A 15,351-nucleotide genomic window follows, 5' to 3' on the forward strand; every position below is an offset into this window, starting at 1 on the left:
CGGATAAGAATGTAAGTCTCATAGAGTGTATATCTAACTAACTTTTGTTGTGATGAATACCAATCCTAACATGTTTGGAATCACCTTTTATTCAGTTACATGGAAAAATATAAGTATGGTTAAATCAAAAGCAGCCCTTCTGAAGAAGTTCTCAGAACCATTATCAGTAGAATACGTTGATATTCCAGAACCTAAAGGTGAAGAAGTGCTAATAAGGATAGGAGGAGCTGGAGTTTGCAGAACTGATCTGAGAATATGGAAAGGAGTGGAAGCAAAACAAGGTTTTGGATTGCCAATAATACTAGGTCATGAAAACGCTGGGACAGTAATTGAAGTAGGGGAATTGGCAAAGGTAAAGAAGGGAGATAACGTAGTGGTTTACGCAGCTTGGGGAGATATGACTTGTAGATATTGCAAAGAAGGGAAGTTTAACATTTGCAAAAATCAAGTAATTCCTGGGCAAACTACAAATGGTGGTTTCTCTGAGTACATGTTAGTTAAAAGCTATAGATGGTTAGTAAAACTAAATAGCCTAAGCCCAGTTGATGCTGCACCATTGGCAGATGCTGGAACAACGTCAATGGGAGCTATAAGGCAAGCCTTGCCATTCATTAACAAATTCGCAGAACCAGTTGTTATAGTTAACGGTATTGGAGGGTTAGCAGTTTACACTATACAAATACTAAAGGCTCTATTGAAGAATACAATTATAATCGGAATTTCTAGGAGTAAGAAGCATAGGGATTTAGCATTGGAGTTAGGTGCAGATTACGCGGTTGAAATGAAAGAGGCAGAGAGTTTAATAAACAGACTAACTGATGGACTAGGTGCTAGTGTGGCAATAGATCTAGTGGGAACTGAGGAAACTACTTATAATTTAGGTAGATTGTTAGCACAAGAGGGTGCAATAGTACTAGTGGGAATGGAGGGGAAGAGAGTAAGTCTAGAAGCGTTTGATACTGCAGTGTGGAATAAGAAGCTTCTGGGTTCGAATTACGGTTCACTAAACGATTTAGAAGATGTAGTAAGGCTTAGTGAGAGTGGGAAAATTAAGCCATACGTTGTCAATGTACCTTTAGATGAGATTAACAAAGCTTTTAAGGATTTAGATGAGGGAAGAGTAGAGGGAAGACAAGTAATAATACCGTGATTCAAGTTATAGTCTTAATATAAAATTAACAAAAAATGACAATCCAGTAAAAGCACGGGATAATTTAAGTTATGGCTTTAATCGTAACTTTTACCTCATTTGGCGAAACTATCCTAAACCACGTTGTCGGTTTCTCAATAACGTTAACTCCAGTCTTTAACTTTACAGTTTCACTGACCTCATCGTTAATATCAGCCTTTAAGTGTAACTCAGCTTCACCATTAAGCGATAATACTAGCCTATTTGCATAAGGAGCATAGTACCATTTACTCTCCCTTCCCTTGAATTTTCCCCTTAACTCGCCATAACTTTTAGGATTGAATATGGACTCGTTTACGTACTCTACCCAAATCTCGTGAGTATATCCCTCTCTTCCCGTGTCCATCCTAGTAGTGTAGGTGTCTCTAAATGATGTGAAGAATAATTTAGGCCTTCCATCGGGTTCAGTGGTGTAATGTGGATGCCCAACTTGAACAAATGAGTCGTCTAAGCCCAGAAGGGGCATTATTGAACCTTGAAGCATCCCAACTTTGTTAATATCCTCTGTGACATAAAGTTCGTCTAGGCTAGGTCCAATAAACGATTGTAACATCCATTTGGAAGCAGTATTTATCTCAACGAATATTTGAAACCTAGGGATTAGTGTGAAATCTAATACGTCATTGCTTCTAGCCCATATTCCAATTTCTCCTAAATCCTCAACTGTTACCTTATCTAAGTCGTCAATATTTTTAACTAGAAATAGTTTAATACCAGAGGAATCATCATTCGGACTTACTCCAAACGCGTCGTGTAAATTCCTATAAGCACCCGTTGGTCTTATTGGAAATCCTGAATCCTTCTTTAAATCCTTAATTAATAACTTATATCCCTTCAATCTCCATTCAGGGTCAAAAATAAATAAATAAACGTCATTACCGTGTGTTGACGTTACGTAAAATTCATCCCTAGCTTCATTATAGAAACCCCTTACAGCATTATTACTATAATTAACTTGACTTGGAAAGTCATAGGGCAGAATCTTTTTAATAGTAGTGTAATCAACATTTAAACTTCTATCAATTTGCACTACGAATCCCTCTCTCTTTAACCCAACAAGGTCATTCCACCCAGTAAACAAGAGCCAATGCTTATCCCTTTTTACATCATAGATAATATAAGGCGTGCCAACTCCTCCTCTAACTTCGCTTATTGGTGATTTTTGAGGAAGAATTACGGGCTTGATCGTAGATCGCTCTCTCATAAAAAATATTGTGCTATTGTAGTTTATAAATAAAACTGCACACTGATATGGATTTACTTTTGTATATCAATAATTTGAACAATTTCGCTCAACGAGTAAAAGGTGTTTAGATTTACGTAGTATTTATATACAGATTGAATTGTAGTAGGGAATTTTTGGATTTCTATAGGTTTCCCGATACCGATCTCAAACCTTAAGACTTCAATGAAGTCTGAGAAGAACTAACGATTACCTTAATAATCTGGTGAAAATTGGTAGTAAGTGAGATTGTGTTTTAGAGAATTACTATAAGATATCCCTTAGTCTTAAATGCTGAAAGCAAATCATAAATGAAGGAAATAGTGGAAGAGAGCTAAACTAAGGGATTTTTCTAGATTAGATGTTGGCCAAGTACTTTGGTAATAAGCTTTATATTATTCTCGTGATGTTGAATTAATGTTATAACAATAAGAAGCGTATATAGGATTTCGAAATTAGAATTTGTGAACTTAATAAAGGCTAAATATTATTAAGAGAATGAGTAAGAGAGAAGGTTAGTTTAATGGAAAACCGAGATGAGTTTTTAGGTTCTAGAGAGTGAACTATAAAAAAGAAGGAGAAAAGATATTACTTCCAACTCCTATACTCTATATAATGGAATGGAAAGTAAGGATTAAGGAGGTAATCGAGAAGATCGCTGAGGCAAAGAGGAAAATGCCAGAAGTTAGAGTAAATAATGAAGGAAACCCTGAACATGAAATTGAGGAGAAAATAATGAGAATAGAACTACTCAGTGAAAAAGTGAAGCCCGAAGTTTATCCCTTAGATTACTTCAAATATGATAGTAATAAGAGGATAGCTTCTCTGGATTCCTCATCCAGGTATTTAAGGGACCACTCAGTCAACACTTGTCTTGTGGGTTTGTCCATTTACAGTAATAAAAGGGGGTTTATTGATGGTCCCTACACGATAAATACTCCCTACATGGGGATAAGTAGTTATGAGGATATCTTAAAGCAAATTAACGTTAATGACAATAACATTAGGACAAAGAACGTTATAGATTACTATTACGTGAATGAGGGGAGAAATGAGTATAAAATAGATGATATAGCGGACGAGATTAGGATAGAGGCTGAAAATATAGGTTTAAAGGAGGTAATTAACGATCACGATATAATAATAGTCGACGGTCCTATTTATCCAACACCTCTAGAGTTTACGGAGGAATTGGAAGTAACGACTGAGGCAAGGAGGAAGCACAAGATCGCATATGCAAAACTGGTAAACGAGAGGATGAAAATTTTAAATGATAAAGTTATTGGTGTAGTGAAGAGATTGGAGAACTCCAAGAAGCTCGTAAATGAGAAGAATATTGCTGAATTGTTGGGAATAGAAAATAGTAACCTTAGGGATACTACAGTATTGGAATTAATAGATGAAAAATTATGTAGAAGGAACAATTACCCATATATTTGCACAATAGGTCCCTTTAAGTTGGAATACGCAATACAAGTTGAGGACGAGAATGGGGGGAAAGTTTTTGAAAAGATTTTGCCAAAATACGCATATTACGTTATCATGAGGAGACCATACTTTCCACCTACCTTTTTAAGGATAGAAAGTATTAGTGAAAAGCTTGACTTATCCCCAGTTCTTTCAAGAATAACTGAGAATAACCTATTACCAACTTACATTGAAATGGTAGATAAAAGGAGTAAGAGAATATCAGCTTCTCTCTTCATTTACGCATACGAAATTGCGTCAAATAACCTAAACGTAATTCACGATGACAAAATGAGCTATGCAAATGTTATTCAGCAATTCCTACAAAGTTAGAAGGGTCTTTATTGGTACCTCACTGAAGTTGATGGAATATATTATACCTAATCCGGGAGTAGCGTGCTTTAGGAAATCCTCATACTCCTCTAAACCTATTCTTCTCAACACGTGAGTTTCATTCCTCATCACAATTTTAGTATTAGACAATTGTAAAACTAGTGGATTCAAATCCTCTGGAACGTGGGTAGCTAATATAACACCCATATTCCTAACTCTACCCAACCTCATTACCTTATTTATCAATCCTTCAACTATGTCCTTTGAAACGTTCTCAGAGTCAGTCTGTGGGAAATACTCGTGGGCTTCATCCATAATTATTAATGATAGTTTAGTATTTTGATGTTTCTTATACGATTCGTCTTTCCAAGCGAAGAAGTCCTCCAACACCTTATACGCAATAGTTGTAACGGCTTCGATCGAAGCTGATCTCTCCATAACCCAGCTTAAGTCGACCACTATATCATCATAGGGTATCTTATCCGGTCTGAAATCAACTGTGCCTGGGACTGTGAATATTCCATAGCTATCATAAGCCTTTAATGTCCTAACTATAACGTCTTGTGTTGAATAAGCTAACTCAAGTTCCTTCATTACATTACGTAACATCTTACCCATGTGGAAAGTCAACGTCTTACTCTTAGGATCATAACTTATATCATCCTTGTTTATATTTGAATTAATATTAATGTTGTTTAAAGTAACGCTAACATTACCTATAAGCTTCCCCGGTGTTAAATTATCCCTTAACATGGATGCGATTTCGTAATCTGTTAATCCCCTATTAATCTTATCCTTGAGAGAGTACCTTATCTTATCCAACAACTCGTCAATAATAGCTTCCCAATACATGGAAGCTCTAGCAGTAAAGTAAGGGGTTATCTTATTGAAGTTCCTCAAATTATCATAAAAGTTTATGGAATAGGGAACAACGAAAACGTCGTGATTGCTACACCTAACGTAAGCTCCATGATTGTTTAATACGTTAACAGTGTTAGGATCACAGCCATACCAGTTGGCGAAATCCTCAACGTAGTCCTTAATTGAAACTTTACTGTTGGGCTCCTCAACAACTGGCATTAAGACGGCGAAGTCTTTTCTACCCTTTAGGAAATTAACGAAGTCCCCTTGCCTATCGAAGATCAAAGTACTCTTATCAATGTCATTACTGGAAATTACAGTCTTAAGTAAAGTGGTCTTACCAGATCCAGTTGTACCTAAAACTAGGGTGTGATGCCTTAAGGTGTATTCGTCCAGTCTAACCTCAGCCTCTATCTCCTCACCACCTGAAAATATCTTAGCAATAACTATACCTTTTTCTGGTATCCTCAATATCCTCTCGATCAAATTAGGGTTTGGTATGAACACTGGACTTTGAGGGTCAATAGGTGAAACAGCTGGCCTGATCTTATCTCCTTCCATTTCTGCGATCGGTCTTAACTCTACATAAGTTGTCGTGATAATAGTAGAAGGGTCTTTAGGATAAGTTAATTCCCTAATTCCCAATCTAGCTAAGGCGTCAGCTCTACTAATGGAGTAAACTTGCCCAAGCATTATTATTGGTTTTATGATACTTCTTATTGCTAGATACTGACCTCTCTTTATATCGCTGTTCTGGTAATTGTCAAAAAGTATATCAACTCCTACGAATTCGTTCTCGTCAATTGTAATTGTCTCATATCTAGTCACCCTTCCGATTATTGTTCCGTATTTACTCGCCTCATTCTCAGCCTCATTAAGCTTTTTCCTTAATTCATCAATGACGTTTTCTAAATTTCGATTTTCCAATGACATAAATATAAGGTAGAAGAATACAAATTAAAATTTTACTTGAATTGAAAACGTTTTACCTTAAGCTTCTAGTCATGGTTATATCAAGATATGAGCTGTGGTTTATGAGAATATTTGAAAATCTCATAATAGTCCTTTTATACTTAAAGAAGTCTAAAGCTTTACCTCAACGTAATACTTTAGGACGTGGATATCAAAATTTAACACTAGGAAGAAGACTTATTAGCAATATTCAATATTAACCTTCCTAATACTTTTATCGAATCTAACAAGTCCTTAACGTAAACGAACTCATCACTAGCGTGAGCCACTTCGATTCTACCTGGACCGTAATTAATACTTTTAATACCCTCACTTATAGTGAACCTAATGTCAAATGTCCCTGCAGATAGAACAGTAATAGCATCAACTCCCCTAATCTCCTTTATACCCTTTTTCAGAGCCTCTGTTAATTCCTTGTCCTCGCTTACTACAGTATCGACAGCGTAGAACTCATCGTAGTTAAACCTGACACCAGTTTCATCGCTCACCTCCCTTAATATGCGTAATATGCTCTCCCTAACTTCATCTATTCTCTCTTCCGGTATCAATCTCCTAACTATACTGAATTCACAGTAATCCGCTACAGTGTTAACCCAAGTACCACACTTAACAGTACCAACCAATATTGAAGGTTTCTTACCAGCCTCTGGCATAATGCTGTACTTCGAGGTAATGTTGGGTATAGAAGCGTAAAGTCTTTCAATCATAATTGCCACAGCCTTGACTGCGTCAATTCCCAATTGAGGAAAACCTCCGTGACTTTTCTTCCCATATACCTTAACAATGGCCCATATTGCACCTCTATGACCATTACAAATGTTATCCGGTCCAGTAGGTTCCGTGAATATTACGTAATCAGCGTTATTCTTGTAGATTTCCCTCAAACAATACGTACCAGCGTTCTTATTTCCCACTGTCTCCTCATCAGGTACAAAAGTTTGGATAATTTTCACGTTAGAGGGTAGTAGTTTAGCCCTCTTTAACATTTCAACTGCGTAAATTTGGGCAACTATTCCAGACTTCATGTCAGAAGCTCCCCTACCGAAAACTTTTCCATCTCTTTCTACTCCCTCATAAGGGTTAACACTCCAACCTTCACCTGCTGGAACTACGTCATAATGTCCATTAAATGCAATCCTTACGTTACCGTTACCCAAATAACCCACTAGATTTGGTCTATTACCGCTTCCAAACTTGACATACTCTTTATCCCCCTCAATTATTTCCGTCTTATACCCAAACTGTTCTAACTTATCCCTCAATACGTTAACTATCTTATCGTAATTTAATCCAGGGGGATTTTCAGTTGGGATCCTTATTAACTGTTTTAAGAACTCCACAATCTCGTCCTTAGATTCTTCAACAACTTCATCTAATTTCATATATTTATATAAAAAAGAAAGGGATATTTAAATTATGCCAAGTATATTCCCTAGTGAAATGATAAGGAATAAAAAAGAGAGAAATCCCATTCTCGAGTCTTAAAAACACCCACTTGTACATTTCCCAAGCGTTCATGTGCGTGATCAACCATTTACTGCTTTTTGAAAGTATTCTATATATTAAAAGGAGAAAATTTAAATATAAGTTAATTATTAAAATTATTAATGGTTTATGGCTTGAATAAGCAACAATGGTTAGCAATATTCTCTACTTGGCTAGGATGGTTAATGGACGGATACACTAGCATAGCATATGCATTAGTTGGAGTCACAATATCGAAAATATTCTTCCCAACGACAATTGGAATCTTAGGTCTTATAGCCACCTTTGGAGGATTTGCAGTAGGTGCATTAGCAAGGCCAATAGGGTCTCTAGTGTTTGGGAACTATATAGGGGACAAAATGGGTAGAAGAAACATGTTAGTCATAACAATCTTAGGATTTTCATTGTTAGCCTCTTCAAAGTCACTCTTACCATCATATAATACTGTAGGCATTTTAGCACCAATACTCCTATACATAGTGTTGTTCGTCGAAGGTATGTTTGCAGGTGCAGAATATGGAGGTGGGACAACACTAGCCTTAGAATCTGTTCCAGCAGAGAGGAGAGCGTTCATAGGTTCATTCGTGCAAAGCGGTTTCGGAACCGGATATTTCATCATTTCTCTAGTCTACTCTCTACTATACAACATTTACGGAAATAGCGGTTTCCAAGCAATAGGTTGGAGAGTACTCTTTGCTACTTGTATTATTCCAGGATTAATAACATTAATTATTAGAAGAATAACTGATGAAAGTCCAGTATTTAAGGAAATGGAGAGTAAAAGAGAAGTAGTAAAAATACCGATTAGAGACTTGTTCGCTTCATCATACAGATCAGTGCTTATTGGATTAATGATAACGAGTGGATTATTATATATCAATACTGCCACTTTCTCCTTCTATCCCTCAGTTCTAACGCTCCAAAATATTCCGGGAAGTTTAGTGGGTCTGAGCGTTGCCATAATCAATCTAATATCACTATTCGGTGTATGGATAGGTGGATTTATAGCGGATAGGATTAAAAAGGGAAGGAAATTCCCAATGTTACTCTACTCAATAGTCTTCGTAGTCTTAATATATCCAATAATATATCTAGGACTCTCGAAAAGCTTCTTTTTGGTAACAGCGGTTTTCAGTATACAAGCGTTCTTAGAGGCAATGATATTCTCAACTCTACCCGCATTCCTCGCAGAACAATTCAGTAAAAAATATAGGGCAACTGGAGTGGGCTTTACGTATAATGGTGGAGCAATAGCTGGAGGGTTTGCAATATCAGCAATATTTGCATTGTCGACATCCCTAGGATTACTTTATGCATGGTTCTTCAACATGATCATAGCTGGAATGGTAATGATAATTGGAATAATCCTCGCGAAAGAGACTTATACTGGAAAACATGATCCTATCATGGAGTGAGGTGTCTAATTGAAATGAGGATTGGAATAGAGGGTATTAAGGTTGGAGGGTACACAGATGAAAACGCTAAGTCTGGAGTTACAGTAATATTGGTTGAAAACCAGAACAACACTGCAGGGATTTCACAGAGAGGAGGATCACCAGCTACAATAGGGACTGACTTATTAAGACCTAAACATAGAGGAAATCAATCGGTTAACGCTATAGTGCTAACGGGAAGGAGCGTCTTTGGGCTTAGAGTAGTAGATGCAATAATTACTAAGTTGTTTGAATTGAAAATAGGATATAAAATAGGAGAGAACTTGAGGATACCAATTGTAGCATCAGCATCAATATTCGACTTTTACGACAATACAATATTACCAACTCCAGAATGGGGATATAAGGCTATGGAAAACCTATCAGAAGATATACCCATAGGAAGATATTGGGCAGGGAGAGGTGCTACAGTAGGGAAATTGAAAGAGTTAAAGTATGCTAAACCATCTGGTCAAGGTTATTACGAAATACAAAAAGGTAATCTGAGAGTGGGAGTGATTTCCGTAGTAAACAGTGTAGGCAACGTATATGATGAAAGTGGAAGACTGATCGCTGGAGAGGAGAGTGAGGAATTTAGTGTCAACAACGTAATGGGAACTACACTAGGAGTCTTAATAACTAACGCTAAGCTAACGAATTCAGATGCTTGCAGAGTTGCGAGCAGTGTAGAAAACGGTTTTGCTTCTGTTATAAGACCTTACAACTTATCCTTAGATGGAGATACTGTGTTCACGATTGCTACAAACCAAGTAGAAGTTTCAGTGGATAAAGTAATCTTTTTAGCCTACGAAGTAGCTAGAAAATCTGTGCTTTCAATATTTAGGTGATGAAAATGAGTTCAGAACTGTTTTCAGTAAAAGGAAAAGGTGCAGTTGTAATTGGAGCTGGTAGTGGAATAGGAAAGGCAATAGCGGAACTATTCACCAATTTAGGAGGTAAGGTTGTGGCAAGTGATGTGAAAGGATTAGAGGAATTAAATAAGATAGCCTATACCTTTAAGGCAGATGTAACTAACGTTAATGAGGTAAGGGAACTTGTTAAGTTTAGTCTGGAAAAGTTAGGTGAAATAAACGCTCTATACATCACTCCATCAATTAACGTTAGAAAAAGGATAGAAAACTACACCTATGAAGAGTTCGATAAGGTTGTAAACTTAAACTTGAAGGGAACATTTATAGCATTAAAGGAATTCCTTCCAGCAATGAAGAAGAGTGGAGGTAGTGTTGTTCTATTCTCTTCAATAAGAGGTAAAGTCGTGGAGCCTGGCCAATCGGTGTATGCAGCAACTAAGGCTGCAATAGAGCAGTTAGCTAAAACTGCTGCAGCAGAATATGGGAAATACGGTATAAGGGTCAATGTGATTGCTCCAGGGATTGTGGACACCCCATTTACACAGCAGATAAAGAACAATCCAGAGTGGTACAAAGCTTATACTGAGAAGACAATACTAAAGAGATGGGCTACGCCAATGGAGATTGCTAGTGTAGCAGTATTCTTAGCCATGCCAGCCTCATCTTACATAACTGGTACTGTAATCTACGTAGATGGAGGATGGACTGCGATAGACGGGAGATATGAGCCAAATGTGTGATTTTTATACTATATATTATTATAACTTTTTGTTTATTTAAGAGATTTGTAGAAATCATCAATAAACTTCAGTAGACAACATTATTATCTTAAGTATGAAAAAATTGACTTTAAATAAATATACTCATAACTCCACTCATTATTGCCAGAATACCTAATACACTGACAAGCACTATTACCCTTTTTGTCCTAGCAAACCTTAACAGAGCGTTTATAAACAATAAACTAATAACTGTAGCTACTATCATTGATAAGCCTAAACCAGCCATGTTAATTGAATGAAGAGCAATGGTAACTTCATTTTTGCTAAATAGGACTGTAACTCCAATAGCTCCAAGCGCAGCTGGAATCGGCGCTATGAATGAAAGCCTAAATGCGTCCTCTGGTTTTACTCCTAACAATATCAAGGCTGATGTTGTCATTCCAGACCTACTAACTCCGGGAAGAGCTGCTAGTCCTTGAGCTAAACCAACAATTATGAAGTCTCTTATCGTTAGCTCTTTGATGTTTTTTCTTGGTGTATGTTTTCTCCTAGAAAAGTAAATTACCAAACCGTCAATTAAGAGAACAATTCCTAAAAGGATCATTGGTATTCCAATTATCGCAGAGGTCACTAATTTTTCTATAAACAGATATACACGCACTCCGACCAATCCAGTGATTACTGTAACCACTACAAGGTATTTTAGAAGAATGAGCGCTTCTTTATCATCTCTTTTGAATATCACTCTAATTACTCTCCATATCTCTTTTCTAAAATACATTATCGCAGCAAATATAGTACCAATTTCCATGAATAATCCAAAAGCGTATGCTTCACTAAAGGAAAGTCCTAGAAGGAAAGAGGATACCAGAAGTATCTGCGTTTTGCTACTTATTGGTAACCATTCGCTTATTCCTTGAACTATGCCAAGTAATACAGCAACAAGGATGTAGTCCAACATTTCAGTAGATTAAATATTGTTTTAGAATTTAAGTATAATGTATGTAGAGAATATAGGGAAATTTAGATGTATGTAAAATATATAGGCACATAAGCTTTACTTAACAATTTTCTCAACATGATCAGTGAGGTAGCTAGATAGGAGTTTTCTGAAAATGAAGTATAGTATATAACGTTTAATTTTTTCCAATGTAGGATTTAAGGTATATTTATACTATACACGCTTTAACTTTCACAATTATTTAAATCTACTTGAAGAGAATCTACGTTAGTGTTTAAGCAACTTGAGGTAAATTTACGTAAGTTACTACTAGTAGAGTAGTAATGACAATATCACGCTTTTTATATGCTCCTTCCTATTTACCACTTTCAATAAGTCCATAAATTTAACAGAATGATAGGTAATAAAATAAGTATATTATACTCGTAACTCTACTTTACTACACAATTCTCTTCATAAGCAAAGGGTGAGCTTTCTATAACTTTATAAGGTAAGATTTTCTTTTTTACCTTTCAATATAAACTCTATTGACAACTTAATTCCCCTTTTCATTGTATCTAAACTCATGGATGGTATTGGTCTCTGTAATTTTGCAGCATATGATTCATGTAAAGGAACGTGGATGAAACCACCTAAGCTATTGTACTTTCTCGCTTCCCTAATTATGATGTACATTGCGTTGTTACATAGATAGCTACCAGCACTTAAGCTCAATTCAGCTGGTATTCCATTTTGATTCAAATAATCAACTAAATCCTCCACTGGCAAATTAGTGAAGATACCATCTTGTCCTAATGGATCTATCCTCTCTCCCCTATACTTCTTTCCTGCATTATCACCTTCTCTTGAGTATCTGTAATTTATGGCTATCTTCTCTGGCGTTATCTTTGCTCTACCCGGAGCTAAGCCTATCCCTAATGTTAAGATTGGTCTAATCTCCCTAATTTTCGTAACTATAATATCCTCTATCTTATCATACTCCACTGGTAATATTACACCTTTAACCTCTTCGTTTAGTATCACATTTCCATTTAAGGTTTCAACAATTAATTGAGATGGATTTTCCATGTAATCTAGAAATGGTTCAAAACCAAATAGGAGGACTGTCATATTATCTTTTTAACGCTCAGAGTATTTATTAACTTTGTTTTTGCCCTTTCCTTTCAATTCTCGTAGTAATTAAAGAGAGTTTAGAAATGTCAAGTTAAACTTGAAAAATGTCGAGTATTTTCCTTTCAATTCCTTCTAGGATTTATAAGCCAGTTTTGCGATGAAAAAAGAGCTAAAGTGCCAAAGAAGTGCTCTTCATCTCTTATTTCTACTCTCCCTAATTGCGTTGACCCATTCCTCGATAGATACACCATTCATTAATTCTATTATCTTCTTCACCTTTTCTACTATCTCTTCGTTTTCGCTCATAGCTTTCTTCAAAACTTTTCTACCCCCCTTATATCTATTCCTAAATCTTTAAGTTTTCTCCTTAAGCTCTTTTCTTACCCTTATGCAATTATGCATGCGCAACTGGGTATATTTATCTCTCCCTCTCTTACCGTGTATAGATTCTACTCATATACTGTATAATCAAACGCATAAATTTACCTCAAATCCCTTAAGCCTTAAATACTGACATAGATTCTCCTCAAAAAGATTTAAATAATCGTAAATATATCAAACGTATATAACATAAATACGCCTTAAATCTCGTGTCGTAAAAATTAAACGTTATATATCATACGTCATTTTTAGGAAACTACTACTTTGAGTTCTTTACGACAACGCCATTTGAGGTTGCAACTAGTTTCTCGACATCGATACCTACTCTCCTACCGTTACTTCGTAGGTGTTTCTTTTCTACTTCCGTTTGAAATACAGCATACCAACTGGTTGCGTTTTTTACTATTATTACTCCCTTCGCTTTCCCCTCTAGTGGTCTGTGGAAGAGGACCTTTATTGATCTTATTGAAAGGATCAGTTTGTCTCCTTCGATCTTGAACCCAGATTGATTGTAGTTTATGACTTTGAGAGTCTTCTTATACCTTAGCTTCCCTACTTCGAAAAATTGTCCCTCACATACACATAATCATAGAAAGCTTAATAATAGTTCACATTTATATTTTATTGAAACTATGTACAAGAAAGTAAGGATAAAGAACTTTAAGAGCCTTTATGATGTTGAATTAGATATACGTAAGGTTAACGTAGTTGTTGGACCTAATGGTAGCGGAAAGTCCAATCTAGTTCAAGTATTTATGTTATTAAGAGAGATTATTAGACCCTCCTCTTATCCCCCATTACCTTTTCTCCCGTTTGGTGGTTACGATAAAGTTGTATATATGCATGATACTTCCAAAGATGTTTCTATAGATATAGTAGGAGATGATTTTGAATACTCATTAACGTTTAATGGAAAAGAACACACAATTAACATCAAAAAAGAGTTTATAAGATATAAAGATTTTACTATTGAGAGAGAAGACGAACTCATAAAAGTGGATGGAAAAGAAATAAAAGAAAACAGAATTTCTCCGTATAATAGTGTTTTCTCTCTAGTTCAGAAAGTAGGTATGATTACGTTTAGTAATTTACCCGTTCAACTACCTCATGATATAATGGAATTTATGGCAAATTTCGGTTACGATATTATCGTCCTAAGGGTTATACCAGAAATAGCAATTTCACAAGTTCCTAATTATTTTCCTCTGAGTCTAAGAGTGGATGGTTATGGTTTAGCTAAATTACTGTACTTAACAAGACTCAATATTTTTCCCTTCCCAACGATAAAACATGAAAGCGCTGAGAGCATTCCTATTGCCATAAAGAGATTTTTAGATGAGAACAATATGCGGTTTGACTTCCAGATAACTCAAGATGGTAGTATAATGTTAATCTTTAAGGAAAAAATAGGAGATAAAGAGATAACATTAGTACCTCAAGCTGTACCCTCCGGTGTTGCAAAAATGCTTGTAATACTATCAGCAATTTATTTACTTAATCCAAAATTGTTAATTATAGATGAAGTTGAGAATCATCTTCATTTAAAGTTTATAGAAGAATTAACAGACCATTTTAAGTTTTCTAATCCTCAGTTTATTATAACTACGCACTCACCCCTGGTAATTGACTTATACGATCCATCTGATATAGTCTTACTTTCTAGGGAAGGATTTGATACTAAGGCAGAAAGGATAAAAAATAGCAAGGAGTTAACTGATAAATTAATTGACCTAGGGGTTTCACTGAGTGACTGGATCTTCGGGTTCCCAAAATAAAAGGGTCCATATAGTTTCTGAGGATACTTACGGTCCAAAGTTTGTAGAATATTTAATTGATGTTCTAAAGAGTAAAGGGTTGATACCTCATAACATAGTTCCTTGTAAATCACGTAGCACTAATGGAAAGGGTAATTTTAAGAACGTTGCTATATGGAGGAGAATAAAAGGTATAATAAGGAGTGGTATATGTGATAAGGCTATCATTTTGATAGATGGTGATGGGAAAGATATTAAAGAAGTTAAAGAGGAGTATAATCTAGATAAGTTAACTAAAGAGTTAAGTGAAGACGTGAAGGAGAAGATATGTACAGTAATATTTGATCATGAAATTGAAGAGTGGATTTTACCTAACTCTAATGAACCATCAGAGGAATTAAAGAGAAAAGAGGATTATGATAAAAGTGATCTACCGAAATATGCTAATGAGATTGATATTGAATTATTAAAGCAGAAAAGTAGAAGTTTTAATGATTTTCTCAACTGCATTAACGATCCGTAACACATCCATTCCTCTGTATCTTGAGAATATCGTCTATACCAAATTGTTTTCAACTGATTCGGA

Annotated in this window: 13 protein-coding genes and 1 pseudogene; 7 read left to right on the forward strand and 7 right to left on the reverse strand. The window is 35.8% G+C overall.

Annotated elements, in window-relative coordinates; all coding sequences use genetic code 11:
- Positions 1-70: 70 nt before the first annotated feature.
- On the forward strand, positions 71-1,150 hold the full coding sequence (locus tag GFS03_RS04535) for an NAD(P)-dependent alcohol dehydrogenase (protein ID WP_153424545.1): 1,080 nt from the start codon (positions 71-73) through the stop codon (positions 1,148-1,150).
- Positions 1,151-1,214: 64 nt separating this feature from the next.
- Here the strand turns inward: GFS03_RS04535 and GFS03_RS04540 are convergent, their stop codons facing one another.
- The gene (locus tag GFS03_RS04540) at positions 1,215-2,393 is read right to left on the reverse strand and encodes a hypothetical protein (protein ID WP_153422707.1); all 1,179 of its coding nucleotides are present in this window, start codon (positions 2,391-2,393) and stop codon (positions 1,215-1,217) included.
- Between the two features lie 633 nt (positions 2,394-3,026).
- Here GFS03_RS04540 and GFS03_RS04545 point away from each other — a divergent pair.
- The gene (locus GFS03_RS04545; RefSeq protein WP_153424546.1) at positions 3,027-4,211 is read left to right on the forward strand and encodes a DNA double-strand break repair nuclease NurA; all 1,185 of its coding nucleotides are present in this window, start codon (positions 3,027-3,029) and stop codon (positions 4,209-4,211) included.
- Here GFS03_RS04545 and GFS03_RS04550 read toward each other — a convergent pair.
- A complete protein-coding gene (locus GFS03_RS04550; RefSeq protein WP_153422708.1) occupies positions 4,200-6,005 on the reverse strand; it encodes an ATP-binding protein in 1,806 nt (601 codons plus the stop codon). The genes GFS03_RS04545 and GFS03_RS04550 overlap by 12 nt on opposite strands.
- A 203-nt stretch (positions 6,006-6,208) precedes the next feature.
- Positions 6,209-7,426, reverse strand: coding sequence for a M20 family metallopeptidase (locus tag GFS03_RS04555; protein WP_153422709.1), 1,218 nt, complete (start codon positions 7,424-7,426; stop codon positions 6,209-6,211).
- 225 nt (positions 7,427-7,651) lie between these two features.
- On the opposite strand from GFS03_RS04555, the gene GFS03_RS04560 reads away from it, so the two are divergent.
- From GFS03_RS04560 to GFS03_RS04570, 3 genes are read left to right on the forward strand one after another with little or no spacing between them, the layout of a single operon-like run.
- Positions 7,652-8,944 (forward strand): MFS transporter, encoded by a 1,293-nt coding sequence (locus GFS03_RS04560; protein WP_153422710.1) that lies wholly within the window; start codon positions 7,652-7,654, stop codon positions 8,942-8,944.
- Between the two features lie 14 nt (positions 8,945-8,958).
- Complete coding sequence (locus GFS03_RS04565) at positions 8,959-9,810, forward strand: P1 family peptidase (RefSeq protein ID WP_153422711.1); 852 nt, start codon at positions 8,959-8,961, stop codon at positions 9,808-9,810.
- Between the two features lie 5 nt (positions 9,811-9,815).
- Positions 9,816-10,574 (forward strand): SDR family NAD(P)-dependent oxidoreductase, encoded by a 759-nt coding sequence (locus GFS03_RS04570; RefSeq protein ID WP_153422712.1) that lies wholly within the window; start codon positions 9,816-9,818, stop codon positions 10,572-10,574.
- 109 nt (positions 10,575-10,683) lie between these two features.
- Here the strand turns inward: GFS03_RS04570 and GFS03_RS04575 are convergent, their stop codons facing one another.
- The 4 genes and pseudogenes from GFS03_RS04575 to GFS03_RS13530 all read right to left on the reverse strand — a co-directional run.
- On the reverse strand, positions 10,684-11,514 hold the full coding sequence (locus GFS03_RS04575; RefSeq protein WP_153424547.1) for an undecaprenyl-diphosphate phosphatase: 831 nt from the start codon (positions 11,512-11,514) through the stop codon (positions 10,684-10,686).
- A 486-nt stretch (positions 11,515-12,000) separates the two neighbouring features.
- A complete protein-coding gene (locus GFS03_RS04580; protein WP_153422713.1) occupies positions 12,001-12,627 on the reverse strand; it encodes a pyroglutamyl-peptidase I in 627 nt (208 codons plus the stop codon).
- 195 nt (positions 12,628-12,822) lie between these two features.
- Positions 12,823-12,948 carry a hypothetical protein gene (locus GFS03_RS13655; protein ID WP_256365646.1) on the reverse strand — a complete coding sequence of 42 codons (126 nt, stop codon included), beginning with the start codon at positions 12,946-12,948 and terminating at the stop codon, positions 12,823-12,825.
- A 325-nt stretch (positions 12,949-13,273) separates the two neighbouring features.
- Positions 13,274-13,570 (reverse strand): annotated as a pseudogene (locus GFS03_RS13530) (RNA-guided endonuclease TnpB family protein); the annotation flags it as partial.
- Between the two features lie 73 nt (positions 13,571-13,643).
- Here GFS03_RS13530 and GFS03_RS04585 point away from each other — a divergent pair.
- Both GFS03_RS04585 and GFS03_RS04590 read left to right on the forward strand, forming a co-directional pair.
- Positions 13,644-14,786 carry an AAA family ATPase gene (locus tag GFS03_RS04585; protein ID WP_162000398.1) on the forward strand — a complete coding sequence of 381 codons (1,143 nt, stop codon included), beginning with the start codon at positions 13,644-13,646 and terminating at the stop codon, positions 14,784-14,786.
- Positions 14,758-15,288 (forward strand): hypothetical protein, encoded by a 531-nt coding sequence (locus GFS03_RS04590; protein WP_153422715.1) that lies wholly within the window; start codon positions 14,758-14,760, stop codon positions 15,286-15,288. Before GFS03_RS04585 ends, GFS03_RS04590 begins: the two co-directional genes overlap by 29 nt.
- The last annotated feature ends 63 nt before the right edge of the window (positions 15,289-15,351 follow it).

Origin of the sequence: Sulfolobus sp. E5-1-F (genome assembly GCF_009601705.1) — an archaeon.
Taxonomy (GTDB): Archaea; Thermoproteota; Thermoprotei_A; order Sulfolobales; family Sulfolobaceae; genus Saccharolobus.